General features: G+C 42.6%; 26 protein-coding genes. 10 read left to right on the top strand and 16 right to left on the bottom strand.

Annotation, left to right across the window (positions count from 1 at the left end; translation table 11 throughout):
- Position 1: 1 nt before the first annotated feature.
- Both ACYTXL_RS34480 and ACYTXL_RS34475 read right to left on the bottom strand, forming a co-directional pair.
- Positions 2 to 478, bottom strand: a complete 477-nt coding sequence (locus ACYTXL_RS34480; protein WP_335238743.1) for a Tic20 family protein — start codon at positions 476 to 478, stop codon at positions 2 to 4.
- An 81-nt stretch (positions 479 to 559) separates the two neighbouring features.
- Positions 560 to 757, bottom strand: a complete 198-nt coding sequence (locus ACYTXL_RS34475) for a hypothetical protein (RefSeq protein WP_334909001.1) — start codon at positions 755 to 757, stop codon at positions 560 to 562.
- A 596-nt stretch (positions 758 to 1,353) separates the two neighbouring features.
- Between ACYTXL_RS34475 and ACYTXL_RS34470 the strand changes: the two genes are divergently transcribed.
- Both ACYTXL_RS34470 and ACYTXL_RS34465 read left to right on the top strand, forming a co-directional pair.
- Complete coding sequence (locus ACYTXL_RS34470) at positions 1,354 to 4,509, top strand: hypothetical protein (protein ID WP_461928503.1); 3,156 nt, start codon at positions 1,354 to 1,356, stop codon at positions 4,507 to 4,509.
- A gap of 170 nt (positions 4,510 to 4,679) precedes the next feature.
- Positions 4,680 to 4,844 (top strand): photosystem I reaction center subunit VIII, encoded by a 165-nt coding sequence (locus ACYTXL_RS34465; protein ID WP_375452940.1) that lies wholly within the window; start codon positions 4,680 to 4,682, stop codon positions 4,842 to 4,844.
- A gap of 502 nt (positions 4,845 to 5,346) precedes the next feature.
- Here the strand turns inward: ACYTXL_RS34465 and ACYTXL_RS34460 are convergent.
- From ACYTXL_RS34460 to ACYTXL_RS34430, 7 genes are all read right to left on the bottom strand, one after another.
- Positions 5,347 to 5,466 carry a photosystem II reaction center protein J gene (locus ACYTXL_RS34460; protein WP_292798427.1) on the bottom strand — a complete coding sequence of 40 codons (120 nt, stop codon included), beginning with the start codon at positions 5,464 to 5,466 and terminating at the stop codon, positions 5,347 to 5,349.
- A gap of 70 nt (positions 5,467 to 5,536) precedes the next feature.
- Entirely contained in the window at positions 5,537 to 5,659 is a 123-nt protein-coding gene (locus ACYTXL_RS34455; RefSeq protein WP_012411802.1) for a photosystem II reaction center protein L, read from the bottom strand.
- Between the two features lie 8 nt (positions 5,660 to 5,667).
- Positions 5,668 to 5,805 (bottom strand): cytochrome b559 subunit beta, encoded by a 138-nt coding sequence (gene psbF / locus ACYTXL_RS34450; protein WP_012411801.1) that lies wholly within the window; start codon positions 5,803 to 5,805, stop codon positions 5,668 to 5,670.
- Positions 5,806 to 5,814: 9 nt separating this feature from the next.
- Entirely contained in the window at positions 5,815 to 6,063 is a 249-nt protein-coding gene (gene psbE, locus ACYTXL_RS34445) for a cytochrome b559 subunit alpha (RefSeq protein ID WP_273762113.1), read from the bottom strand.
- Positions 6,064 to 6,266: 203 nt separating this feature from the next.
- Positions 6,267 to 7,286: a photosynthesis system II assembly factor Ycf48 gene (locus ACYTXL_RS34440; RefSeq protein WP_461928502.1), complete on the bottom strand. Its 1,020-nt coding sequence runs from the start codon at positions 7,284 to 7,286 to the stop codon at positions 6,267 to 6,269.
- Positions 7,287 to 7,466: 180 nt separating this feature from the next.
- Positions 7,467 to 7,802: a rubredoxin gene (locus ACYTXL_RS34435; RefSeq protein ID WP_292798433.1), complete on the bottom strand. Its 336-nt coding sequence runs from the start codon at positions 7,800 to 7,802 to the stop codon at positions 7,467 to 7,469.
- Positions 7,803 to 7,932: 130 nt separating this feature from the next.
- A complete protein-coding gene (locus tag ACYTXL_RS34430) occupies positions 7,933 to 8,079 on the bottom strand; it encodes a hypothetical protein (protein ID WP_461928501.1) in 147 nt (48 codons plus the stop codon).
- A gap of 18 nt (positions 8,080 to 8,097) precedes the next feature.
- Between ACYTXL_RS34430 and ndhC the strand changes: the two genes are divergently transcribed.
- The 5 genes from ndhC (at position 8,098) to ACYTXL_RS34405 (ending at position 12,341) form a co-directional block, all read left to right on the top strand.
- Positions 8,098 to 8,460 (top strand): photosynthetic/respiratory NAD(P)H-quinone oxidoreductase subunit C, encoded by a 363-nt coding sequence (gene ndhC / locus ACYTXL_RS34425; RefSeq protein ID WP_196526961.1) that lies wholly within the window; start codon positions 8,098 to 8,100, stop codon positions 8,458 to 8,460.
- On the top strand, positions 8,451 to 9,188 hold the full coding sequence (ndhK, locus tag ACYTXL_RS34420; protein ID WP_461928500.1) for a photosynthetic/respiratory NAD(P)H-quinone oxidoreductase subunit K: 738 nt from the start codon (positions 8,451 to 8,453) through the stop codon (positions 9,186 to 9,188). The genes ndhC and ndhK overlap by 10 nt, the downstream gene beginning before the upstream one ends.
- The gene (locus ACYTXL_RS34415; protein WP_461928499.1) at positions 9,181 to 9,711 is read left to right on the top strand and encodes an NAD(P)H-quinone oxidoreductase subunit J; all 531 of its coding nucleotides are present in this window, start codon (positions 9,181 to 9,183) and stop codon (positions 9,709 to 9,711) included. Before ndhK ends, ACYTXL_RS34415 begins: the two co-directional genes overlap by 8 nt.
- A 430-nt stretch (positions 9,712 to 10,141) precedes the next feature.
- Complete coding sequence (locus ACYTXL_RS34410; RefSeq protein ID WP_461928498.1) at positions 10,142 to 10,537, top strand: Pepco domain-containing protein; 396 nt, start codon at positions 10,142 to 10,144, stop codon at positions 10,535 to 10,537.
- A 1-nt stretch (position 10,538) separates the two neighbouring features.
- Positions 10,539 to 12,341: an SUMF1/EgtB/PvdO family nonheme iron enzyme gene (locus ACYTXL_RS34405; protein ID WP_461928497.1), complete on the top strand. Its 1,803-nt coding sequence runs from the start codon at positions 10,539 to 10,541 to the stop codon at positions 12,339 to 12,341.
- A gap of 188 nt (positions 12,342 to 12,529) precedes the next feature.
- Here ACYTXL_RS34405 and ACYTXL_RS34400 read toward each other — a convergent pair whose 3' ends face one another.
- Together ACYTXL_RS34400 and ACYTXL_RS34395 are read right to left on the bottom strand one after the other, a co-directional pair.
- Entirely contained in the window at positions 12,530 to 12,742 is a 213-nt protein-coding gene (locus ACYTXL_RS34400) for a DUF6887 family protein (protein ID WP_461928496.1), read from the bottom strand.
- Positions 12,743 to 12,779: 37 nt separating this feature from the next.
- Positions 12,780 to 13,037, bottom strand: coding sequence for a DUF6888 family protein (locus ACYTXL_RS34395; RefSeq protein WP_461928495.1), 258 nt, complete (start codon positions 13,035 to 13,037; stop codon positions 12,780 to 12,782).
- A gap of 747 nt (positions 13,038 to 13,784) precedes the next feature.
- Here ACYTXL_RS34395 and ACYTXL_RS34390 point away from each other — a divergent pair.
- From ACYTXL_RS34390 to ACYTXL_RS34380, 3 genes are all read left to right on the top strand, one after another.
- Positions 13,785 to 15,077 carry an ATP-binding protein gene (locus ACYTXL_RS34390; protein WP_461928494.1) on the top strand — a complete coding sequence of 431 codons (1,293 nt, stop codon included), beginning with the start codon at positions 13,785 to 13,787 and terminating at the stop codon, positions 15,075 to 15,077.
- Positions 15,067 to 16,896, top strand: coding sequence for a tetratricopeptide repeat protein (locus tag ACYTXL_RS34385; RefSeq protein WP_461928493.1), 1,830 nt, complete (start codon positions 15,067 to 15,069; stop codon positions 16,894 to 16,896). Before ACYTXL_RS34390 ends, ACYTXL_RS34385 begins: the two co-directional genes overlap by 11 nt.
- Positions 16,897 to 17,105: 209 nt before the next feature.
- Positions 17,106 to 17,336, top strand: a complete 231-nt coding sequence (locus ACYTXL_RS34380; protein WP_461928492.1) for a helix-turn-helix domain-containing protein — start codon at positions 17,106 to 17,108, stop codon at positions 17,334 to 17,336.
- A gap of 354 nt (positions 17,337 to 17,690) precedes the next feature.
- Here the strand turns inward: ACYTXL_RS34380 and ACYTXL_RS34375 are convergent, their stop codons facing one another.
- The 5 genes from ACYTXL_RS34375 to ACYTXL_RS34355 all read right to left on the bottom strand — a co-directional run bounded on the left by ACYTXL_RS34375 (position 17,691) and on the right by ACYTXL_RS34355 (position 24,683).
- Positions 17,691 to 18,764, bottom strand: coding sequence for a PstS family phosphate ABC transporter substrate-binding protein (locus ACYTXL_RS34375; protein ID WP_461928491.1), 1,074 nt, complete (start codon positions 18,762 to 18,764; stop codon positions 17,691 to 17,693).
- Between the two features lie 112 nt (positions 18,765 to 18,876).
- The gene (locus ACYTXL_RS34370; protein ID WP_461928490.1) at positions 18,877 to 20,148 is read right to left on the bottom strand and encodes a protein kinase domain-containing protein; all 1,272 of its coding nucleotides are present in this window, start codon (positions 20,146 to 20,148) and stop codon (positions 18,877 to 18,879) included.
- A 789-nt stretch (positions 20,149 to 20,937) separates the two neighbouring features.
- A complete protein-coding gene (locus ACYTXL_RS34365) occupies positions 20,938 to 21,564 on the bottom strand; it encodes a cytochrome c oxidase subunit 3 (protein ID WP_461928489.1) in 627 nt (208 codons plus the stop codon).
- 135 nt (positions 21,565 to 21,699) lie between these two features.
- Positions 21,700 to 23,436 carry a cytochrome c oxidase subunit I gene (gene ctaD / locus ACYTXL_RS34360; protein WP_461928488.1) on the bottom strand — a complete coding sequence of 579 codons (1,737 nt, stop codon included), beginning with the start codon at positions 23,434 to 23,436 and terminating at the stop codon, positions 21,700 to 21,702.
- A 164-nt stretch (positions 23,437 to 23,600) separates the two neighbouring features.
- Positions 23,601 to 24,683: a cytochrome c oxidase subunit II gene (locus ACYTXL_RS34355; protein WP_461928487.1), complete on the bottom strand. Its 1,083-nt coding sequence runs from the start codon at positions 24,681 to 24,683 to the stop codon at positions 23,601 to 23,603.
- Between the last annotated feature and the right edge of the window lie 214 nt (positions 24,684 to 24,897).

Here is a 24,897-nt window from a genome sequence, read left to right as displayed (position 1 = left end):
TCTAACGCACTTGCATATACACTGCATCGGAAATCGCCGGAATTTCCGCATAACGTCCGCTCACAGACTGGATGACTGAATATGCAACTGCTCCTACTATGCCGATAAAAATGGTTGTGGATAGGGTTTGGATTGCAAAACCACTAGAGGGAATTAGTCTGACAACATCAGTCAGGATGCCAAACAAAAAGATAATGATGTCCAAAAGGATTGCTTGCATGGTATTAAAACGAATAAAGTGGCTAATTTTTTCGTTTTTCACTACCAGCAAAAATAAAGCAAAGAAAATAATCATTCCCGCATAACGCACACCGTAATAAATATTCAACAATGGCAGAAGCGGCAGAAATAGCAGTTGTAGTGGTGGAAACTCTGAGAGCAAATATCTACCAAAGACAAAAACCTCAACCATCGGAAGCAAATAAGGCAAGGAAGCAAAAATTCGATCTGAAACCGTTGTAGACCCACGCCAAGACATTATGCGTTCTCCTGTGGTGAAATTTATATAGTTACTTGAGCTTAGGATAACGCAGTTGCTTGGTCTTGCTGACAAATTCAACTATTCTATATGGGCGATGCGAAAGCCCATCATACATTCATACTGGTCTGGCTGCTGTTGAGTAAGTTTGCGAATTGCTTGACCACAGCGCAGTTGACCCCCACGCCAACGGGGTTGACCGCGACCGTCGGCGAGTAAACAAGACTGGCAAACTTGCTCAGGGGCAAGGATTTGCTCGTCCATTAAAATGACTAGCATCGAATCCCTCCTGTTAAATCTTCATTGTCATCTATATTTCACTTAGGTGAGGACACGCAGAGGCTCTTTGAACTGCTTCACGTAGGTTGGGCGCGTTTTGCAAAGTAGTTTGTGATGATTTGCGATCGCGCTTTGCGCCCAGCGTGGGCGATCGCAGAGGACACTTAAGAGCCAAATCCTAACTCTTTGTAGCGAAAATGTGGGCAATCACAATTCAATAAAAATTGTCAAGTGAATCTGAATTTATTGTATGTTGTCTCTATTACAAATTGTAATTTTACTAAAAAATAATAGAAAATTATTCGCACTAAGTTTAGCAGAGACAGTCAACGGTATTCATTGCATCCCCGTTAATTTAGGATTGGAGAGGTCAAACTTCATATTTGGGAAACAACAAAAGCTTTATCCACAAGCAACACGGCGACCGATTAAAATTTCCTTGACGCGACTAGTTAAAGTGTGAGAATTCAAGTAAGTAAAACTGAGTTAACTTGATAGCCATTTAAGTGATGCATTTATAAAATACTGAGGTAAACTGGCAAGCAAGGTAATAGACACTATTACTGGGCGGCTCGTCGGTCTGGGCATCACTCATAATGGAACACTGGCAATTTCTGATACAGAAACAAGGCGCTCGCTCGTGGCATATCCTAGAATCGCCAAATTTGGAAATTTTGGAAGGGGAGTATAGAGTTTTGGCTCTTTCTCAACTTCCGAATACAGACGTGGAAGTGCGGGTAACTCACTCTTCAACCCAGGAAGTTCAACCAATGCGGCGAATTTTAAAGCGATCGCGTCGCACTAACTCAGAAGGCTTAATGGCGGTAATTCCTTTTACCTACTTGCAGTCGGGACTTTGGGAGTTGCGCTGTTGCGGCGATTTAATGTCGGATCTGTTCGGGAAATCTTGGCAGTACAGTGTCCAACTTCAAGTATTGCCCCAAAAAAGAGAGGGGGAGAATCTAGAATCAAATTCACCTGATCACTCAGATACTTTTTCTGAAAACTTGGAATCTACTGCCCCAGCAGAATCGACAATTACCTTAGATAAAGCGATCGCTGTCTTTGCAGAACTGGCAATTGCTACAGACAGTAACCCCGCTAGCATTGTTGTGCGTGATGAAGGGAAGTTAGAATTTACTGCCCCAGCAGAATCGGCAATTACCTTAGATAAAGCGATTGCTCTGTCTCCAGAACTGGCAATTACTACAGACAGCAACCCCGCTAGCATTGTTGTGCCAGATGAAGGGAACTTGGAATCTACTGCTCTAGCAGAATCGGCAATTAAGTTAGATCAAGCGATCGCTCTGTCTCCAGAACTGGCAATTACTACAAACAGCAACCCCGCTAGCATTGTTGTGCCAGATGAAGGGAACTTGGAATCTACTGCCCTAGCAGAATCGGCAGTTAAGTTAGATCAAGCGATCGCTCTGTCTCCAGAATTGGCAATTGCTACAGACAGCAACCCCGCTAGCATTGTTGTACCAGATGAAACCGAAGAAAATATAGTTATCGATCAGCCGGTGAGTCCTGTATGGCTCAAAGGTGAGACGGCAGAGCAGATTTTACAAAATTTAATAGATTTAGCTTTACCCGATTCTGAACCTCTGTCAGAAGATGAAAAGGTTACAGATTCTCCAGCAACACAACCACCACCATTACTGTTAACTTTAGATCAGGGTTCTTACATTGCTCGTTGGGGAGAAGCTCTGAAAATCAATGGACACATAGAACTCAAAGAAAAGACAAATCTAGATCAGGCTGAAACATTATCCCCAAAAAGCTTGCGGGCGCTTGAACTAGGAATTGAACTGCGATCGCCCAAGAACTCGAAAATCTTGACCCAGCTACGGCAACCCTTACCAGATCAGGAGTTGCCGTTCACCATCAATACCTCAATTGATATTCCTGCTGACTGTGAATCCAAGTTAATTTTGGCAGATATCAGTTTGTATGGTAGATTCGCCGATGTCAATGAAATCATCCAGTTAGCCAGCCAGTCATTCACCATTACAGCAGATGTAAAAGAATTACTGGCAATCACAGCCGTAGGAAAGCTTAGTAAATCCTTAAATGGAAATGGCCTCATAGCAGCATCGGACTCATCTGCTACTTTCACAGAAACAGAGGCAGCTGTAAGGCTCGATTTGAAACTATTCAATCTGGTTAAGATTCCAAAAACAGGCCAGTTTCAGATATTCAATATATCCCCAAACACACCCCTACCACCGCAAATTAACCTGCAAGTTCTGCGAGAAGGTAGCCTGCGGATATCTAAGTTCAACAATTCAGGCACTTCGCCTCAATTGCCGAAACTTCCCCGGGTTCCAACCGATGCCAACACTCTGACAGATGTTGTTGCAGAATCCTCTATACAGGAGGAACTTCTAGAAAAGGATACTACTATATCTACTATCAACTTAGAGCAGTTGGTGATCAGGCAACGTCGAATGCCAAGACTCGACGCTACTTTTCCATACTTGAGACGGTTACAAGCTTTGCCAGATGATGCAGAGGAAGTAAAAAGCAATGTCCCCCCAGATGCATTACAAGTTTTAGATCCTGAAGACTTCCCGCAGTTGGACGTAACTCTAGCTGAAAATGCAAATACACCAGAATTAGTAGGTGATGGACAATTCCAGGAAGAATCTGTTGCTGAACTAGAAGTCCAAACAAATGTACAATTCCAGGAGAAATCTGTTGCTGAACTAGAAGCCCAAACAAATGCACAATTCCAGGAGGAATCTGTTGCTGAACTAGAAGTCCAACCAAAGAGACAAGTCATTACAACAGGCAACTTTGACTCATCTCCTTTACTCAGGAAGTGGATGCAGAGCCAAGGATACTCTTTGCCTGAATCGATCAATGATCTGCAACCTCAAGACTACGATAAGTATGTTCTAGTGCAGCAGACGCCGCTTTCTCTAAGTGCAGAAAATACGAATGTTGATGTCAACTTGCCGTTAAACCTAGATGCCAAGACGGAGAAGAATCTGAGCGAACATTTGGATCACTCAGAACTTGTTCTGACAGAGACGCGCAAGGGACAGGGGACATGGGAAGAAGTCCAAGGGTTGGCTTCCGAACTGGGGAACTTTGAGAAAGATGTAGACACAGCCAAGGAAGCGGATCTGGGGATAGGAGAAAATACGGAACTAGAAAAAGTATTAGAACCAACGCTCTCATCAGGTCTGTTAACGCAACTACCGCCCCCCCCTCCTCCAATAAATATAAATATAGCGTCAGCTTGGTTAGCGCAAGAAATCGTTGTAGATGATACATATAGTGAACTAGAAGCCGAGGCAACCAGGAGTTACCCCTTTGAAGAAGAGGAGCAACCACTGTTAGATTTATCCCCTTCCTTCCCTATAATTGCGGCATCCACTGAGCCTTTACCAATTCCACAATTGCATATGCCAGAAGGTGAACTAATCGCTGGCAAGTTTATTATAGTGCGCGTAGTACTGCCTGAAGTATCTCCGCAAGTTGTTGTCAAGTTATGGCTTGAAGATTATCAAACTCGCTGGTTGGTAGATGGGCCTCATTTATTGACAAATTTACTACCTAATGGTTTAGGAGGGTTGGAAGTGATGACGCAATTAAACATTCCCTTTGGCTGTTTGGAAATTCGCTTAGAAGCGATCGCACTTGATCTGACAACCCAGCAAGAGAGTCACAAAGTCACAATACTCCGAACTGTGATTCCTCCAGACTTGCCAAGCTTGCAGCTAGATGAACTCCTCAGTATGTGATTTTGAGTAGCGAATGAAAAAGAGGGGACAAGGAAGAATTATTCAACAAATCACTCCCTAGTACAGACGCGGTTAATCGCGTCTCTCCCCACTCTGTGTTAAAAATCTTTAGAATTTAAAAAATCTGGCAGAATTTGCAGTAAGCTCATTTTGAATTGTAGTGTGATTTAATGGGAACTTTTACTATGGCAGCTTCTTTTTTGCCTTCTATGTTGGCTACTACTTCGTTCTTGTCTCCTATCTTCATTTACATAATTGGTTGGATTTTGCCAGCTGCAACCTTCGCGTTTCTACTTCTATACATTGAGAGCGACGATATCAGCGATATTAAGTGATCTAGTCATTAGAAGCCACTGCGTTTGCCCAGAGTTCTCTGAGCCCAGGCTTCCGACGCTATAGAGCGTCCCTTGCGCGTCTGGTAGAGAAGCGTTAGGGACTGACAAGAAATAAATTATCCATCTTGTGGGGTGGGCAGGAAAGCCCGCCCTGAATATGGGACGGGTGCGGACACCCATCCCACAAGAAAATTTGGGATGTTTTTATTATTTGGAAGTTCCTTAAAGATTGTGCGTAGCATCTGACTCGCTAACGTTGCGCTATTCGTTGGTGCAGACCGCAGCAGAACTTCGTATTTTCTCAGAGTTGAAGCGAGTGGCGTTCATTAGTCAACTTTTTGGACAAGGGAAAGTTATCAATTTCGTTACATACGTTTTTTAGACTAATGACCAAAATTAATACCGCCCGTCTCATAGAGACAGGCGGTTTTTTTAACGTTGATTTCTCAACAAATGCTAGAAAATTCTAACTTATAGTGTTCGGTTCAGGTTCAAACTCATGTTAAATCGAAGAACCAAGTCCGGCGTAGGCACCATAAAAGAAAATGCCCAGGACTGTGATTACACCTAATCCTACGATCGTAGCAACGACCCACAGGGGAATTCTCCCACTTTCAGACACAGCTTTTCTCCTCTGTTAACAACAACTCAACACATATTCAATAAACAAAGATTAACAACCGTAGTTCCAGTTAGTTAAAGAAGTAACTGGAAAACAAAATCCCCAGAACGAAAACTAGTAGTAGTCCCAGGTATAACGAAGTCCGGTTTAGTTCAACCGGTTGATTATTGGGGTTAGGCGATCTTTCTACCATAATTGCTCCTAACGGTGAATAAATTGCATTGCGGCGATCGCGCCTAAAAAGAATACAGTTGGTACACCTAAAGTGTGAACTGCCAGCCATCTAACGGTAAAAATTGGATAGGTAACTGGTTGATTGATGTTATTGCCGCTAGTCATGATCTCAAACTACTTTCCAATAAATTGTTCAACTTGTTTTTTAGCTTCAAAACGGTTCTTCACAATTGGCACTTCTTGGCGCGTTGGTGTGAAATACTCATTGGGACGAGGTGTACCAAAGGCATCATAAGCCAAACCAGTTTGTACAAATAACCAACCCGCAATAAACAATGCTGGGATGGTGATGCTGTGAATTACCCAGTAACGAACGCTAGTAATGATGTCCGAAAACGGACGTTCTCCAGTGGTACCTGACATTTAGATCCCTACCTATTACATAGAGTGTTATAGAGTTTATTATCCTACAAAGTTAAGAAAGAGTTACAAGTTGCAACGTTCTTCTCAGAAATAGGGCATTGGGCAATTCAATTTTGGATTTTGGATTTTAGATTTTGGATTAAATTTCAATCTAAAATCCAAAATCTAAAATTCTCACTCTCCCTCATCCCCCCACTCCCCCACTAAGCGGCTTCTGGAGAAGTTGTTTCCGGGTTTGGTAGATATTTAAGCAAAACGCCGCGATCGCCAATTATAAATCCCCGATCTGGCTCTAAAAACACAATCTTATACAAATTAGCAGCAACTTCTTCCACTGCACGATCTTTTTCCCAGGTTTTGCCACCGTCGCCACTCCGTAGCAAATTACCGCTACCGCCACCTATCCAAATTTCATTGGGTGTGCGATATGCCAAATCCAGTAAACCCCAACTGGTGGATAACTCTGGATATTTTGTTTCTTGCCACTCTTCAGGTTTAGTTGGGTCACTAAACTGAATTTGACCGCCCCTGGCTAGCAACCACAATTGCCCATTCTCAGCAAAGCCCATGTTTTCTACTCGCCGAGAACTATTGCGGTTATGGGGTACCCAAGTATCTTGCCCTGGTTCCCAAGTCGAGTAGAAACTACCCTTAGCGGAAACGGCAATATATTTACCATCAGTAGAACGTTCCAAGTTACGCACTACACCGACTGCTGATTCTACCTGGGCTTTCCAGTTTTTGCCGCCGTCTGTGGTCTTATAGATGGCTCCGACATTAGTAGCCATTTCAGCTGTCTTGTCTGCCAGTGCCTTAATTGCGATCGGGCTACCTGGTAGCTTTTCGCTGAGAGGAATACGCGACCAAGAACCACCTTCATCGGTAGTGTGCAGCAACAGTCCAGGCTCTCCAGCAATCCAGCCTTCTTTACCTGCAAAACTTACTGAGTCAAAGCGATACTTTTGCTCATCCAGTTGCAGTGTTATTTGTTTCCAGGTATTACCACTGTCATTGGTTTCCAACAAGGTGGCATTGCTACCGACTAAGTAGCCATGTTCAGGGTTATCAGTAAAAGCAATATCCAATAGGTTCGAGTCTGTTGGCACAGAAATGATTTTCCAGGGGTTGTAGCTAACAGAGGGAATTGTGCTACAACTTATGCACATCAGGACTACTATCAACAAGGCAGCTATTCGTTGCCAACTTTTTACAATTGAATGCATCAGTATCTCTTATTTGTTTCTAAAGTTTTTCATTTTGAATAGGACTTACACAAAATTACACGCCCTCCGGGGCAATTCATGTAGCTTTAGCTGACCGCAGGGTATTGCCCCTACCTAAGAATCAGCATTTCAGCTATTGTTTGCATAAGTCCTGTTGAATTTTGAATTGCTTAACGGATGTCACTGTAAGCCGTAGAGACTGATAAAAAACAAGAAGCCAAGAGCCAAAGCGCCAAAAATTAGGATATTCTTTTGTCCTGGCGTTAGGTTGTTGACACCAAAACCGTAACCGAGATTTTCTTTGAAGCCGGATGCAGTACCCGCAGGTCCGATATTAGCAAAAGCAGTCTTCTTAGCAGTACAAACTGGACAACGCCAAGTTATGGGCAGTTCTGCAAAAGGCGTCCCGGAAGGAATATCATCCTTGTCGTCTCCCTTCTCAGGTTCGTAAACATAACCGCAGGCGCGACACTCGTAGCGATCTAATACCGTAGTCTCAACAGCTGGTTCGCTCATGGCTAAGGACTCGCAGAGGAGAAATCTTAAATATACGTTAAAAATTATGACATAACTGTTAGACTTTTCTATTACTACCAAAAACTAATCAAATACGTGAAGTGCGTCTGTTTCCCAGATTTCAGAAAAATCAAACAGATATAATGTAAAAGAAAGTTATGCGGTTAAGGGATTGGGCATTGGGCATTGGGCATTGGGCATTGGGCATTAATTCTTCTCCCTCATCCCCCTCATCCCCCCACTCCCCACTCCCGACTCCCCACTTAAAATATTCCATAAGCGGTAGATACTCATTGTGTTTGTCCTCAGCGGTTACGAGTACCTTCTAGGCTTCTTTATAATCTGTAGCCTAGTGCCTGCCTTAGCGCTCTCAGCATCCAAGCTCTTACGACCCAGTGGTTACAGCCCAGAACGGCACACCACCTATGAATCTGGCATGGAACCCATCGGGGGAGCCTGGATTCAGTTCAACATCCGCTACTACATGTTTGCTCTGGTCTTCGTCGTCTTTGATGTGGAGACTGTATTCTTGTATCCTTGGGCGGTAGCTTTCCACCGTTTGGGGCTATTAGCATTTATTGAAGCGCTAGTCTTTATTGCAATTCTTGTAGTCGCCTTAGTTTACGCATGGCGTAAAGGAGCTTTGGAATGGTCTTGAATTCTAACTTAACAACTCAGGGCAAAGAGCGAATCATCAACCCTATTGAGCGTTCCACAATCACTCAAGACCTTTCAGAAAACATCATTTTGACTACGGTTGATGATCTCTACGATTGGGCGCGGCTTTCTAGTCTGTGGCCGTTGCTGTTTGGTACTGCTTGCTGTTTTATTGAGTTTGCAGCTTTAATTGGTTCCCGATTTGATTTTGACCGTTTTGGACTAATTCCCCGTTCTAGCCCCCGCCAAGCCGATTTAATTATTACCGCAGGGACGATTACGATGAAGATGGCTCCCCAACTGGTGCGTCTTTATGAACAAATGCCAGAGCCGAAGTATGTAATTGCAATGGGAGCTTGCACAATTACGGGCGGGATGTTCAGCGTTGATTCCCCTACGGCAGTGCGCGGAGTCGATAAACTGATTCCTGTGGATGTCTATTTGCCTGGTTGTCCTCCGCGTCCAGAAGCAATTATTGACGCGATTATTAAGCTGCGGAAGAAAATCGCCAATGAATCGATGCAAGAGCGGGATAAAATTAAGCAAACTCACCGCTACTACAGCACTACTCATAATTTGAAGCCAGTGGAGGAAATCTTAACTGGTAAGTATTTGCAGTCAGAAACTCGCTCTGTACCACCGAAGGAATTGACAGAAGCGATCGGTTTATCAGTACCACCTGCACTGCTAACAGCAAAGGCGCAAAAGGAGGAACAAAGCCGTGGCTGAAGAAGAATCTCAACCAGTTGCAGCAGCCAAAGAAGAGTCATTGGTACAAGCCGGTAAAGTTTCCCAGTGGTTGACGGAAAATGGCTTTGACCATGAGTTTTTAGCGCCAGACAAGAATGGTGTAGAGATAATTAAGGTGGAGCCAGATTTCTTGCTTCCCACCGCTACAGCCCTTTATGCCTATGGGTTTAATTATCTCCAGTTTCAAGGTGGTGTTGACCTTGGGCCAGGACAGGAATTAGTGAGTGTGTATCATTTGATTAAAGTCGATGATAATAGCGATCGCCCGGAAGAAGTACGCTTAAAGGTGTTCTTACCACGGGAAAACCCTGTAGTCCCTTCTGTGTACTGGATTTGGAAGACGGCAGATTGGCAAGAGCGCGAGTCTTACGATATGTTAGGCATTGTCTACGAAGGACACCCAAATCTCAAGCGGATTTTGATGCCGGAAGATTGGGTAGGTTGGCCTTTGCGGAAGGATTATATCTCGCCTGATTTCTATGAGTTGCAAGACGCTTATTAGATAGTGCTGAATGAGACGCGATTCATCGCGTCTGTACAAGTGCTGAGTTTCGATAGTGATTAACCCCTTTCCGGTGGCGGAGAGGGGTTATATTTTTGGTGTTTCATGTCAAGTTTGTTGACAAAATTTGCTGTAATTTATTGACTGTATTTACAGTTTTAATTGCCTGCTGAATTGCTTTTAATTTCTGCAAGTCGGTAATTCGAGAGATTATCGGCAATCATGACTTTTCAATCATCCTCTAAGACTGGATTACAAATATTCAGATTTTTCATTGGACTACTTAGAGAAGGCGATCGCACCTAATCTGAGATAATTTGAGACTATGCGATCGCTAAGATGTTCAGTGAGATTTCCTGGTAATCGCAATCGCTATCTCTACCGTTGTATCTATAATGTGGGAAGATTTAATGTAAATATTTAATGTAATATGTCAGAAATACCCCAAGATGACGGCATTTGGATTGTGACGGATGAAATGCCGCAAATATCGATTCCTGACGGTGCTAAAGGGGGGAATAGTAATACACGCGGTTGGGGAGAGGAAACTCTCAGGGAAGGTATTGGTAGCAAAGGGGTAGTAGATGCTGTTAAGGTTAGCGCTCAAACATTAGAGCAAAATATGACTCACTTTCTCAAAGTCGTGGGAAGTTTGTTTAGTCAAGCCGAACAGCAAGCAAAAGTCAACTCCCGGATGCAGCTAGATGAAATTGAGCTATCGGTAGAAATTAGTGGGGAAGGAGAAGTTAAATTAATTGGCAATGGTGCCAAAGCTGGGACTAAAGGAGCGATTAAGCTGAAGTTCAAGCGCCAAGAATCAGAGTGAGATGGCAAAAAATTGGGCGATCGCGATCGGAATTAACCAGTATGATTATCTGCAACCGCTAAACTATGCCAAGCGGGATGCACTATTAATGCAAGAGTTTCTGGCCAATGAAGCCGGATTTGAGCGGATATTCTTTTTCTCTGATGACTCTCCTCCTGTTGACGGAAAATCTACTCGCCCAACTCGCACTAACTTGCTGCGAGTCTTGCGACAGTTATTTGAAAATCCCTTTATGGGAGCAGGGGATAATTTCTGGTTTTTCTTGAGTGGTCATGGGATAAGATACGCTGACCGTGATTATCTCATGCCCTGTGATGGCGATCCAGAGGATATTGAAAACACGGCAATTGCGATTAACTTTGTGAGTGAACGTCTGCGTCGCTGCGGTGCTGATAATGTTGTCTTGATTCTGGATGCTTGTCGCAATGAAGGCAAAAAAACAGGTGAAGGAATTGGGCGACAAACCGCAGAAGAAGCACGTCAACAAGGAGTTATCAGCATTTTTTCTTGTATTCCCCAGGAGTATTCTTATGAAATTGAGGCTTTACAACAAGGTGCTTTTACCACTGCGTTACTGGAAGGGTTAGGAATTCAAGGTCGATGCGCTACTGTTGAACGATTGGAGCAATATCTCAAGTTTCGTGTGCCTGAATTGGTTCGCCAGCATAAGAATACAAGGCAAACGCCTTATGTGATTGCTGAACCTCTGAATAAATCCCACCTAATACTTGTTCCACGATACGCAACTCTAGGGGATATCGACACATTGAGAAATGATGCTTACCAAGCAGAAGTAAACAGGAATTTAGATTTAGCAGAGAAATTATGGATTCGGGTATTAGCTGCGGCTTCAGGACAAGATATGCAAGCGGTGAGAAGTTTACAAAGAATTGCTCAGTTGCCGTGGGAACGTCAAGAACCATCTTCACCACAACCTCATCCTAGTGCTGAAAATTCCACTAAGGGAATATTTACAGTTGAAAAAAATCCTTTAAAAACCTTTCAATTTGAAGTGGTTACGGTAAATGCACAAGGAAATATTACCAACCGCCGTAATGAGGAAGCTAAATATTTTGAAGAAAATTTAGGGAATGGTGTCACCTTGGAAATGGTGCAGATACCAGGGGGAACCTTTATGATGGGTTCACCCGAAAGAGAAGCACAGAGATATGAAGATGAGAGTCCACTGCATCAAGTAACAGTTCCTAATTTCTTTATGGGGAAATATGCAGTTACCCAGGCACAGTATCAAGCAATTATGGGCAGTAATCCTTCTAGCTTCAAAGGTGAGAAACGGCCTGTAGAAACAGTTAGTTGGGATGAGGCGGTAGAGTTTTGTGAAAAGTTGAGTCAGAAAACAGAACACACCTACAGGCTACCCAGTGAAGCCGAATGGGAATATGCTTGTCGTGCAGGAACAACTACACCGTTTTATTTTGGTGAAACGATTACCACAGATTTAGTTAACTACAACGGTAACTATCCTTACGGTTTTGCACCAAAGGGCGAATATCGTAAACAAACAATAGATGTAGGAAAATTTCCGCCTAACTCTTTCGGTTTATACGATATGCATGGTAATGTATGGGAATGGTGTAAAGATGTGTATAACGGTAATTACATAGACGCACCAATAGATAGTAGACCGTGGTTAATTGGTAGTAATAATAACATAATGCTACTGCGTGGCGGATGTTGTATCCACCTTGCCGGGAATTCCCGTTCTGCCAATCGCTGTTGGTACGCGCGCGAGGGTCGTTACAACGATGTTGGTTTTCGCGTGGTGGCGGTGGCTGTGACGTGAGTACTCCCCAAAGTCAGAGTTGATAAGTGGAATTTATCGAGCGTACATCAGGGAGTCCAAACCTGAACCAGCGAGGAAGACGACAACCTCCGAATATAAAACCGAGTCGGATAGCTTGGTAGGTTGCAAAACCGAACAGTTGTTCGACTCAATTAGTTTTGCGATATTTAAAAGAAACTTCTAAAATTTTAGCTCATTTTTAATTGTTCTAATTTTTGTTTAATCAAAATTTCAACTTCTTCAATCTCAGCATTCGATTTTGGGATGTCAAAAGTCTCTGGAGACGCTTCAGATGTAAAGCGGTCAACAAAAGCACGAAACGCTGCTTTGTTGTGGGGGTGAGCAATGACGAAGGCTCTTAACTTGGTTTTGCTTATGCTGCTAAATTCTGGCTCAATCACAAGAACCTCCAAAAACCATTGCGATAGATTTCTACCTCTATGTTATGGCGGCTGCCATAATGGTTAGGACAAGTCTGCTATGGATAGCTCTGACAGCCGCTCTCTTAGGGTTTGCGAATGTCCTAAGCTGTCTGTCTACTGCTATATCTCCTGCCAAAATAAATACATTACCTGTTTGTTCATCGAGGCGGACAATGTAAATAGGAGTGAATGTATTGGTTAAAGATTGACATAGTATGACACACCTGATGCCTTGTTCAGCAGTTGGCAAGATTTGTATACCTGATAACCGCATAGCTTGGAATCAGAATAGCAGGTAAGGGGAAAATATCAAACCATCTATGTTGTAAATTGATAAGGCAGTGTTTTTCAATCTGTTCCCTCTCCCCTTTATAAGGGCTACGGTGTACACACAAGTCATCGAACTACCCAAAAATCTTGAAAAACCTCACCCTGGTTATGCTACGCAAAACCTGTCCCTCTCCTTACTAAGGAGAGGGAAAGATTTATCCTTGGGTAAAGCAAGGGTGAGGTTTTAATCTGTGGGTTATAGAGTCAATTTCGATCAGGTTTTCCGACTTATGTGTACACGGTAGTTTATAAGGTCCGGGTTAGGGTGGGGTAAAACCCTGGTTAATCAGCTATTTCCGACTTGTGTGTACACCGTAGCTGTTTCGCCTAGAGAGGGATGAGACGAAGCACACTAAAAATTTATTTTTATAACTGAAAATTTTATTTTATTTATATGTTAAGTAGCTTTCACTATGTTATCTGTATAATCTATCATTCAGTCTGATTTATCGAATGTATAATCTATCATTCAATCTTATTGATTATTGACCTCTGTTACTTATTGATAGGTTGAAAATTGGGGATTAAAGCATCTCTTTTTAAGACATAACATACCACTCACCTAGTAGTTATTTATTGACGGAATTTGAGAAGTTCTGTAGGCATACTCTATCCTAGACATTAGCTGAACTTCTACTTCAAAAATCATGAGCCATTATATGAATAGTCCCCATGTTTATGGCACTATCCAATGTCTGAAGATTTATTAAACTCCTTTCAAGAAGCATACAGTAATCTCGAACTATTTCCGTTGATGGAACAGAACGAAATGGAAAGATTTAAAGTCGAATATGGTGATGATTTGATTGCAGACCTTAACCAATTAGTGGAAGATAGTCCCAATCGAGATGGCAAAATTGTCTTTACAGGACATCGGGGATGTGGTAAGTCTACTTTGTTAGCTGAATTTAGCAGACAAATTCAAAATAAATATTTTGTAGTTCTATTCTCTATTGCTGAAAAAATTGAAATGTCGGCGGTTAATCATATTAATATATTGTTTGCGATCGCAGTTAATTTAATGGCAGAGGCAGAAGCACGCCAAGTTGATATTCCTCAATCTACTAAAGAAGCTCTTTATAAGTGGTTTGCTACCCGCACTCGCACTGAAGAATTAAATTCGCAAGCAGAAGCTAGCATAGGTTTTGACCTCCTAAAATTGATTAGCTCTAAATTAAAAGTTGATGCGAGCGTTCGGGATGAAATTAAACAAGAATTTGAACGCAAGTTATCAGATTTAGTTGCCAGAATTAATGAAATTGCTGCTTTAATTCAAGTTGCAACTAAACAAAACGTTTTAGTAATTATTGATGATTTAGATAAGCTTGACTTAGGAAGAGTTAACGAAATTTATAGAGATAACATTAAAGCTCTTTGTCAACCTAACTTTCAAATTATCTACACTATCCCGATCTCAGTACTTCGGGAAACATTTATTAGCACAATAATTGCCACTGAAACCAACGATCAGGTTGTGGCAATGCCTGTTTTAAAAATCTTTGAGAAAGGTAAAAATCGTTTCCCTAACGCCCAACCTCGCCCGGAAGCAACAAAAATTCTCGGTGAAGTTTTACAAAAGCGGATACCCAGTAAATTAATCGCGGATGAAACTGCTGAAAAGATTGTGATTTACAGTGGTGGCGTATTGCGAGAGTTAATTCGGATTTCTAAGGAATGTTGCCGTATTTGTTTGCGGATTATCCGCCGAAATCCCTCGGCAGAAGTTATTATTGATGATAAAATTCTCCTGGAAGCAATTAATAAAATCCGCAATGATTTTTCCATACGTTTAGGAAAACTTGATATAGATATTTTGCAGAGTGTTTATGAACAATTTATGCCCAATGATCCGAAACAAACAGAGTTTTTGGATTTGCTACACGGGCTGTATATTCTAGAATATCGCACTGATGAAACTTGGTACGATCTTCATCCAATTATTATAGAAACATTGAAAATAAAGGGAGCTATTAATGTTAAATGAAGAATTCTTAAATGATCAGCGAGAAAATCAAGATGCGTATGATGATTTAATTGTTTCTATTGAAGCTCAAAAGCGGGGATTAAATATACTGATTGCGGTTGGCGATGATGCGAGCTTTCGGGATGAGATTATTGCCCAATATGAAGCCGAACTACAACCTAAGTTTCATTCATATCAGGTAACTTTAGCACGTCAAGAACCAAGCCTAAAAGCTGCTCTTAACCAATTGGTACAACAAGAAGAATATCTTGTTCAGCAAAGCCGGGCGGTAATCACTGTGACGGGTGCTGAACAACTTTATTTTCTCAGACTTGGAAATGAGCAATCGGAACAGGAGAAATTTTTTGGTTACTTACAGTGGACTAGGGAAGGATTGCGTGAGTTTCCTTTTGCGATCGTGCTTTGGGTAACTAACCAAATTTTAGTCAACCTGATTAAAAAAGCTCCTGACTTTTGGAGTTGGCGCAACGGCGTATTCCGGTTTGAATCTAAAAAGACAAATGCTATTCCTGGTAAAGAACTAGAAAATATCCGCTTTGTTTTTAGAGATACAGAATTAGCCAGCACAGACACTAATGAAAGTAATCACTTTTTCTTGCCCATTCAAGATTTACAAAGGCTAATCGAGAAAGTAGAACAGGAACAGGGAACGAAAGATCCTACCTTGGCTACCTTATATTCAAGCTTAGGCGATATTTACCGCAGCAGATTAGATCGGGGTGAATCTCAAAATTATCAAGAAGAACAGGAATTAGCAATCAAATATTGGCGTCAGGCTAGTGAGCTACAAAATGAATTAGGTTTGCAGATAGATTTAGCTACTAGCCTCAACAATTTAGCAGGAATATATCGTGCAATCGGAAACTACAGTGAAGCCGAACCCTTATATAAACAAGCTTTAGAACTGAGGAAACGTCTTTTGGGAGACAATCATCCTTCTTTTGGGACTAGCCTGAATAATTTGGCGGGACTCTACAAATCTACTGGACAATATAGTAAAGCGGAACTCCTATATCAACAAGCTTTGGAACTCAGGAAACGCCTGTGGGGAGAAAACCATGCCGATGTTGCCGCCAGCCTGAACAATTTGGCATTACTATATGATGAACAAGGACATTATGACCAAGCAGAACCTTTGTATCTGCAATCGTTAGAACTCGAAAAACATTTGCTTGGCGAAAATCATCCTTCTTTCGCTCTTATACTGAATAATTTAGCGCTACTTTATTATCATCAAGGACGTTACAGTGAAGCTGAACCGTTGTCGCAACAAGCAATAGAATTAGATAAGCGATTTTTGGGAGAAGACAATCCCGATGTTGCAACAGATTTGCACAATTTAGGTTTAATATACCGCGCTCAAGGACGTTACGATCAAGCCGAGTCTTTGTTTTTGCAATCATTGGAACTCAAGCAGCGTCTATTACAAAAGGCCCATCCGCTTTTAGCAGATACTATCTACGCTCTTGGTTATATGTACAGGGAGCAGGGGCGTTACAATGAAGCAGAACCCTTATGTATAAAAGCCTTAGAACTTGATAAGCACCTGTTGGGAGAAAATCATCCCAATGTTGCTGAAAGTCTCAACAATTTGGCAGAAATCTATCGGGCAACAGAACGTTACAGCGAAGCAAAACCCCTTTATTTGCAAGCTTTAGATATTTGTGAACGAGTCTGGGGGATAAATCATCTCCGTAGTGTTAATGTTCGTCAAAATTTAGAAAAACTTGCCGCAGCAATGCAGAATAATGGAGAGTGCGATGTCTTGTCTACGACACCCTGCGCGAACGACAACCCCTTCGGGGAACGCATTACATAGAGCAAAATATGATTTGGGGTTAAGCTGACTCTAGTTTAGATAGATTTGACGCACACTTAGCTCAACTCAAGATTCAGCAAGAGGAAAAGTGAGGGTAATCGATGGGGAAAACTTTAAAGGAAAAACTAGAACAGTTGTCACCTGAACGACGCAAAAAGATTCAAGAAGAATCTAACTTGCTGATCGCCCAGGAAATGACGCGATAGCAATTGAGACTCGCACTCAAACTTACTCAGGAACAGATGGCGCAACTTCTCCAAATTGACCAAGGGAATGTTTCTCGTCTGGAACAGCATACTGATTTGATGCTCTCAACTTTACGGAAGTACATTGCTGCGATGGGAGGCGAGTTACGGCTTATTGTTGAATTTCCCAATCTTCCACCCATTACCCTAGTAGGTATTTCCGAAATCGAAGAATCAGAGGAAGTAGCAATTTGAATCACTTATGACCGAGAGGGCGGCTTACCCTAGCTCCCCAACTTATTAAAGAAAGAAGTCGGGGAACTGTAGGAAGGGGGCTTAGGAATAAGTAGGACTTACGCAATGCTACACACGGTAGGGGCAATTCATGTAGCTTTAGCTGACCGCAGGGTATTGCCCCTAAGAAGAAAATCACTCTTTTCGGCTATTGTTTGCGTAAGTCCTAATAAGAATTAAATAACAGAAAATTTATGTCCCTGGCTTACCTCACCCTCAATCCCTCTCCTTATAAAGGAGAGGGAAGCTAGAGACAGACAGAATGAAGTTTTCTATTTTTTTTAATCTACGTTCCTTAATTGTCCTCTAAATCTACTAGCGAACCCCAACAAAACCAGCTTGTTGAATTGCTTTTTGCCCCTGATCAGTTAATAAAAGTTTGGCGTAGGCATCGCCAATCTGCTGTTCGCGACCTTTATTTTGCTTAATAACCACAAATAAATTAGCAATCATCGGATAGCTGCCATTTTTGAGCGCCTGAGTATTTAGCTGGTTGCGCTGACGTGGGCATTGCTCAGGCGATACCATCGGTTCCCGATAGGGGGGAATTAGCTGACCAGAAGTGCGACCCAATGGCAAAGCCTTCACACTACATTGAAATACTACTGAACGGGCAGAAGCGTAATACACACCACCAGGGGTTTTAGTGAGTTGGCGCACTGCGTCTGTAGTAGAGTAGACATACTGCACACTAGAGCCAAATGCTTGCCCCTTGAAGTCGCTGTTGCTCGGAAATATAACTGTATCTGCGTCCTCTGGTCGTTGAGATAAAGGTGTGATGGGTAGGTTTGGCCCACCTACCTGATTCCAGTTAGTAATTTGCCCCAAATAAATTTGCTGCAATTGTTCAACGGTTAAACCTGACACATTGAGCGATGGGTTGACTACCACTGCTATTCCATCCATGCCCACCTGACGTTGCTCAAGCGTGAAGCCTCGCTCTTTGGCGATCGCTTGTTCTTGATCTGTGAGGGAACGCGAGGACTGGGCAAAGTCTAATTTGCCATCAAGCAACATCCGAATGCCTGAGCTAGAACCAGGGCTACGATTCACCGGGTCTAGGTAATGTAATTGTAGTTCAGGGCGATCGCTCTGGATTTGAGAATCTACCAATTGCCGGATAGATGCCCAAGCTGTACTGCCTCCGTAGTTGAATGAGTCAGTGGGGACATCAGCAACTGTCTGAAAAGTTGATGTACTAGTACCGATGTTGGAACTTTGATTAGCGGAAGAATTAACGCTGCTACGGGACAATAAATTGGGCTTCAGTAACCACCAAAGCAGTCCGCCAATAACCATAAGTGTCAGCACTTTACCAATAATCAAACCTCTGAGAAAGAGGCCGATTTCCGTATTAACTAAAGATTTTTTGGGATTTGTATTGTCCATATCCTGAAATCTTGTTTATTGTGTTTATACTACAGGAATCTCTAAATATTTAGGTTGAAAGCAAATCTGGAATAGGCCAGTTAGATGATTGCTGGTAGATGATTAATTGTTTCTAATGTTGAGATTCAATTTGCTTTTTGGTAGTTTTTGTAATGGGGGAATTACTTTTATAGACTCCTCTGTTAGCTGCTGATTTGGCTACTAGGCTATTCAGATTAACATTAGTCAACTGTCTACCCATCAATTTTTCTATAAAATTATTTAATTGAGTAGGTTGGTTTGGATGCGATGTATTTGTATTAATAAATATATAGATTAAAACTATTACTATCAAACTAGTGATCCCACCAAGCCCTATTCCCAGCAGCAAAAGAAAGTTTTTATAAGTTAGCAAATAGCTATCATCACTATTTTGGTTGATGTCAGCAGATTGTGAGGACTGTGACAACACCAGATCAGAATTAAGCGCTTGCAAAGCTTCTGTGGCAGATTGATAACGCTGGTTATAGCGATCGCAAACCATTGTGTCTAAAACATTTGCAAGAGCGCCACTTACCTGTGCTTTATCGCGCCAGATAACTTCTCCAGTATTGGGATCTTCTTGTAGTTCCTCAGGTATTAAACCTGTCAAAGCTTGAATACCAATCATCCCGACTGCATAAATATCGCTGCAAAGTTTTGGCTTTCCCTTAGCCTGTTCGCTTGGCATATAGCCAGGAGTCCCAACAGCAATTGTTAAGCCTGCTCCCAAAGCACTAATTTTCTTAATACTCCCAAAGTCAATTAGCACAATCTTCTGATCCGTGTGCCGCCGCATTAAATTTTGGGGCTTAATATCTCGGTGAATAATATTATGTTGGTGGACGAAGGCCAGCACTTCCAGGATCTCTCTTAATAAATTTAAAACTGCATTCTCGCTAAGACGCTGACCTGGTACAATTTCTTGAGTCAAGGCATGACCGTCAATAAATTGCTGGACTAAATAGAAATCCCCATCTTCATTAAAATGGGCAAAGAGTCTAGGGATTTGATCGTGCTCGTTGCCTAGCTGATATAAAACTTCCGCTTCTCGATCAAATAGCCTTTTAGCGATCGCTACAACCGCAGGATTGGGATCTTTTGGCTGCAAATGTTTGACGACACAATGGGGTTGTCCTGGTAAATCCCGGTCTACGGCTAAGTAGGTATCACCAGATCCTCCGCTTCCTAAGTGTTTGATAATTTCAAAGCGATTCCGAAGTATTTTTATGGCGATCGAGGATTGATATTTTTTACTTCTAGCATTTGCTAACAAGTAAGTATTACCATATCCTCCGCTTTTCACCAGTTTGACAGTCTCAAAGCGACCTCGGAATGTTTTTCTGACTAGAGGGTTTTGGCTCATCTGGTATCTACTACTTGTTAATTTGCTGACCGTTCACAGCTAAGGTGAGGTTATTAAACACCTGCTGCTAGAGTTCTTGGTATTTGAGGCAGTCACCTTTTCAGGCAACCTAGCGTTAAAGTAGTTTTATCGTTAACCGCTTCAGTCGTTTATTTAATACTTTTATAGGTATTTTAATCTAAAATTTATTTCTGCAATAGTTCTGTAGTTTGATCACTTCAGTAAATGTACCACTATTCCCCACTGTTTACAACTGTGGGCAGAAGACAACATTTAGGAGTCAGGAGGTTTATTTCTTTTCAGTGTTGAGTCTGATTACTGACAAAACCTTAAACAGGGGAATTTAAAGGCACAAATATGCTTCCAGTGTGCGCCACAATTTTGTTACCAGATTTTAATCATGACTAACTGCGATCGCGATTAGTAATAAGTTGTTCCATATTCAACTTGCATAATTAGGGCGGGCAAGATGCCCACCCTACAAGAGTTATGTTTAATTCGGTTATGCAAATTAGATGTTTTTCAGCTTATCAACGTAAGTTCGACAAAACTAAAAAAGAACAGTTAAGTTCTTGAGGCAAATAGGTGTTAATTGTCAATGGCTTCCCAGATATTTAACGAGCAGATGAGCCGTCGAACTCACGTTAATTTAGGTTTTGCTGCCAGCCGATAGATGAAATAATGTGACATCAGGGCAGTGAGCTGCAACGACAGGATTTTAATTAAAAAAGCCCCCTAGTGGGGGCCGATTAAGTTGTTTGCGTGGAGTCAACAACTAATAATTAATACTTACAGTAGATACAGTAATCCGAATAAAATAATCCAAATCACGTCAACGAAGTGCCAGTAGATTTCGGCTGCTTCAATGCCAAAGTGCTTTTCGCTACTGTAATGACCCGGGACGCGCGATCGCCATAACACGGCAACAATCGCCAAAACGCCGATGGTAACGTGCAATCCGTGGAAACCAGTCAAAACGTAAAATGAACTAGCAAATAAATTGGTAGTTAAACCAAATTCTAAATGGGTATATTCATATACTTGACCGATCAAGAAAGTAGCACCCATTGCAGCAGTAATTGCTAACCAGATTCGCGCACCCCGCGTATCGTTCTTCTTAATCGCAGCGTCAGCATTATGCATGACAAAACTACTAGAAATTAGATTGATGGTGTTGATTCCCGGTAGCAATAATTCTAATTCTGGAGTACCGGCTGGCGGCCATACGGGTAAGGTAGCACGGAAAGCTAAGTAGGCTCCGAACAGTCCCATAAAAATCATCCCTTCAGCAATCAGAAAGACAAACAGCCCAAACAGGCGATGGTCTGGATGTTCTTCATGATTACCAACTGCTGCTGACTCTGCGTGGTGATGATTCAGTTCGGTTTTAGCTGGGTCAATAGTTTGACTTTGCATGAATTTTTAAAGGATAAATTGGGGAGTGGGGAGTGGGGAGATAAGGGAGTGAGGGAGTGGGGGAGATGAGGGAGATTAGGAAGAAGAACTATTAATTATTGAGCAATGCCCCATGCCCCATGTCCCATACCCTGTCTATTTCCGGTCTTCGGGATTGGCGGCAACCTCTGGGTCGGGTTCTGCTCTTAAGACTGAGTTTGGACCACCAGATAAGAGTGGATTGGGATCATACAAAGGTACACCTTCTTTAGCCCTTTCCAAACCGTAGTCGTAGGGACCAGTAGCCAGTACTGGGGTTTGATCAAAATTCTCGATCGCAGGCGGTGAGGTTGTCATCCACTCTAAGGTAAGCGCCCTCCAAGGATTATTACCAGCTTTCTCGCCATACAACCAACTCCAAATTGCATTGATAATGAAGGGTAATGTCGAGACTGCCAGTATATAAGAACCATACGTGCAGATTTCGTTCAATGTGGTGAATTTAGGGTCATATTGAGCGATACGGCGATTCATGCCCATTAAACCTAGTTTGTGCATAGGTAAGAAGGTCATGTTTAAACCCACAATAGTCAAAGCAAAGTGAACCTTACCCAAAAATTCGTTCAGCATCCGTCCCGTCATTTTCGGGAACCAGTGGTAAATCGCCGCAAAAATCCCTAAAACGCTACCGCCAAATAGGACGTAGTGCAAGTGTGCAACTACAAAATAAGTGTCGTGAACGTGAATATCAAAAGGCACTGCTGCCAACATCACGCCACTAATCCCGCCAATCACAAAGGTGCCGACAAAGCCGATGGCAAATAGCATGGCGCTGTTAAGCTGGATTTTTCCACCCCACATGGTTGCTAACCAACTGAAAATTTTAATCCCCGTGGGTACGGCAATGATCATGGTGGTGATCATAAAGAACATCCGCAACCAACCGGGGACACCACTGGTAAACATGTGGTGCGCCCAGACAATTAGCCCTAAAAAGCTGATGGCGAGAGAGGAATAAGCGATCGCTTTATAGCCAAAAATCGGCTTGCGGGAATGAATGGGGATAATTTCTGAAATTCCCCCAAAGAAGGGCAAAATCATAATGTAAACGGCTGGATGGGAGTAAAACCAGAACATGTGCTGGTATACTACTGGGTCGCCACCGCCAGTTGGGTTAAAAAATGTTGTCCCGGCAATTAAGTCAAAGGAAAGTAGAATCAGACCTGCTGCTAAGACTGGGGTTGATACCAAAACCAGTGAGGAAGTGGCGAACATCGCCCAACAGAACAAGGGCATTTTGTGGATGTCCATGCTGGGGATACGCATCTTGATCAATGTTACCAGGAAATTTATCGCCCCCAAAATAGAGGATGTACCCAGCAGCAGGACACTCATAATCCAAATGCCTTCGCCCACTTGTCCTGTTACCAAACTCAGGGGAGGGTAGGAAGTCCAACCGGCATCCGGTGCATCGCCCACGGCTAAACTGGCGATCAGCAACACACCCGCAGGGGGAATCATCCAAAAGGCAACAGCATTCAGCCGAGGAAATGCCATATCTTTTGCCCCAATCATTAGGGGAATTAGATAGTTAGCAAACCCTGCCCCTGTTGGCACGATCCAAAGGAAAATCATGATCGTGGCGTGCAGCGTGAACAGACTATTGTAGACTTCTGGGGTGACAAAATCTACCTCTGGGGTTCGCAGTTCTGTGCGAACCAATTCAGCCATTACGCCACCAATGCAGTAGAAAATAAACGAAGTGACTAGGTATTGAATCCCAATCACCTTATGGTCAGTTTGAAAACCAAAGTAATCTTGCCATTTTCTGCTCCCTGGTTCATCAACAAGGGCGGGGATATTGGCAGTTTCTTGCAACTGGGTTTGTGTCATTAGTCATTAGTCACTTGTACTGAGCGTTACCGAAGTATTAGTCATTAGTCACTTGTACTGACTTGTACTGAGCGACGCGTTGCCCTGAGCTTTGCCGAAGGGTCGAAGTAGGGAAGCCGAAGTATTAGTTATTAGTCATGGGATTTTGACTAAATAACAATTGATTAATGGTGAACTTGATCGAGGATTTCTGGCTGAATTCCCATCTCTTTGGTGTAATGAGCGAGAAATTCATTTGGGGATAGATCGGCAGGGTTAACAGCAATGGCTTGATTTAGGGTTTCTTTGCTGGCAACTAGCTGTTCTTGCTGCCATTTGCCAAAGGCTTCTTCTGTCTCAACGACTACTGGCGCTCTCATCGCTCCGTGATAGGGGCCACAAAGTTCAGCACAGATTAGGACATAATCGCCTGCTTTTTTGGGTGTGAAGCGAATCTCGCTTTGTCTACCGGGGATCGCATCTTGTTTCAAGCGGAACTCTGGCACCCAGAAGGCGTGAATGACATCGTTGGCTGTCATATTGATTTTTACTTCTCGCCCGATGGGGACGTGCATTTCACCTGTAGTTATACCAGTTTCAGGATAAGTGAAAATCCAGGCATATTGTAGACCAGTGACGTTAACCCGTAATTCTGCTGGATTGCCTGTTCGATCAGGGCTGCCCCCAATTGTCGGAGCAACACTACCTACACCTGGGGCATTCCGCAGTTGGGGAATTTGGTCAGCATTGCGGACTTTTGCGGTAGCTGGATCTTGCATTGCCTGATCAGATTTTTCTTGATTGAGGTTCGGTTCGCTGCTGCCAGGAGTATCGCTTAAAGTTGCTGCGAGTGCTGCCCCTGGCATTTTCATCGATTCCTGACTCATCGGTGCTTCATGGATCGCATGGGGATCAAAGCCACCGATTTCGTTGTACACATCAAAGCTGTAAACTGAAATGCCGAAAACGATAATTGCTGGGATTGCCGTCCAGAGAATTTCTAGAGGTATATTGCCCTCAACTGGTGGCCCGTCTTCATTGTCACCTGCACGCCGACGGTATTTAAATGCAGAGTAAATTAAAATACCTTCAACCAGCAGGAATATACCTGTAGAAACGACCATCATCGTATTGAACAGACCATCCACCAAGACGGCTTCATCTGTGGCGGCTGCTGGCAACAGACCGTGATTTTGACCGTACCAAAAGCTTACTAGCGTTAGCACGATGCCAATGAGTAATGTCCAGATTGAACTTGGAATCTTCACGGCTTACTTAAATTAATTTACTATGTTATCTCGAAGCTACTCACTTACTAAGGTAGTCTAGGCTGTAAGGCATGGGGGAGAAAGGTCTGAAATTTTTATTAATTTTTTTGGCTATTTTCCTAATCTTGAGTATGAGTTTACTATCATATAACGCCAAAAATAGATGTAAATCAGGGAAAAAATTTCAGGAAAAAATTTATGATGCTTAAATTAA

It is taken from the genome of Nostoc sp. (assembly GCF_054880495.1).
The sequence above is the reverse complement of the archived record's forward strand: the minus strand, read 5'-3'. Positions and strand labels throughout refer to the sequence as shown.

Bases quoted from the DNA above. Each gene is read 5' to 3' on its own strand.
- ACYTXL_RS34475 (WP_334909001.1), bottom strand. From the start codon at position 757: ATGCTAGTCATTTTAATGGACGAGCAAATCCTTGCCCCTGAGCAAGTT.
- psbE (WP_273762113.1), bottom strand. From the start codon at position 6,063: ATGTCAGGTACCACTGGAGAACGTCCGTTTTCGGACATCATTACTAGC.
- ACYTXL_RS34370 (WP_461928490.1), bottom strand. From the start codon at position 20,148: ATGAGCCAAAACCCTCTAGTCAGAAAAACATTCCGAGGTCGCTTTGAG.
- ACYTXL_RS34480 (WP_335238743.1), bottom strand. From the start codon at position 478: ATGTCTTGGCGTGGGTCTACAACGGTTTCAGATCGAATTTTTGCTTCC.
- ACYTXL_RS34395 (WP_461928495.1), bottom strand. From the start codon at position 13,037: ATGCGGTTATCAGGTATACAAATCTTGCCAACTGCTGAACAAGGCATC.
- ACYTXL_RS34465 (WP_375452940.1), top strand. From the start codon at position 4,680: ATGGGAACTTTTACTATGGCAGCTTCTTTTTTGCCTTCTATGTTGGCT.
- ACYTXL_RS34365 (WP_461928489.1), bottom strand. From the start codon at position 21,564: ATGCAAAGTCAAACTATTGACCCAGCTAAAACCGAACTGAATCATCAC.
- ACYTXL_RS34405 (WP_461928497.1), top strand. From the start codon at position 10,539: ATGGCAAAAAATTGGGCGATCGCGATCGGAATTAACCAGTATGATTAT.
- ACYTXL_RS34410 (WP_461928498.1), top strand. From the start codon at position 10,142: ATGTCAGAAATACCCCAAGATGACGGCATTTGGATTGTGACGGATGAA.
- ACYTXL_RS34430 (WP_461928501.1), bottom strand. From the start codon at position 8,079: ATGGAATATTTTAAGTGGGGAGTCGGGAGTGGGGAGTGGGGGGATGAG.
- ACYTXL_RS34440 (WP_461928502.1), bottom strand. From the start codon at position 7,286: ATGCATTCAATTGTAAAAAGTTGGCAACGAATAGCTGCCTTGTTGATA.
- ndhK (WP_461928500.1), top strand. From the start codon at position 8,451: ATGGTCTTGAATTCTAACTTAACAACTCAGGGCAAAGAGCGAATCATC.
- ACYTXL_RS34375 (WP_461928491.1), bottom strand. From the start codon at position 18,764: ATGGACAATACAAATCCCAAAAAATCTTTAGTTAATACGGAAATCGGC.
- ACYTXL_RS34455 (WP_012411802.1), bottom strand. From the start codon at position 5,659: ATGGTAGAAAGATCGCCTAACCCCAATAATCAACCGGTTGAACTAAAC.
- psbF (WP_012411801.1), bottom strand. From the start codon at position 5,805: ATGACTAGCGGCAATAACATCAATCAACCAGTTACCTATCCAATTTTT.
- ACYTXL_RS34385 (WP_461928493.1), top strand. From the start codon at position 15,067: ATGTTAAATGAAGAATTCTTAAATGATCAGCGAGAAAATCAAGATGCG.
- ACYTXL_RS34470 (WP_461928503.1), top strand. From the start codon at position 1,354: ATGGAACACTGGCAATTTCTGATACAGAAACAAGGCGCTCGCTCGTGG.
- ACYTXL_RS34390 (WP_461928494.1), top strand. From the start codon at position 13,785: ATGTCTGAAGATTTATTAAACTCCTTTCAAGAAGCATACAGTAATCTC.
- ctaD (WP_461928488.1), bottom strand. From the start codon at position 23,436: ATGACACAAACCCAGTTGCAAGAAACTGCCAATATCCCCGCCCTTGTT.
- ACYTXL_RS34435 (WP_292798433.1), bottom strand. From the start codon at position 7,802: ATGAGCGAACCAGCTGTTGAGACTACGGTATTAGATCGCTACGAGTGT.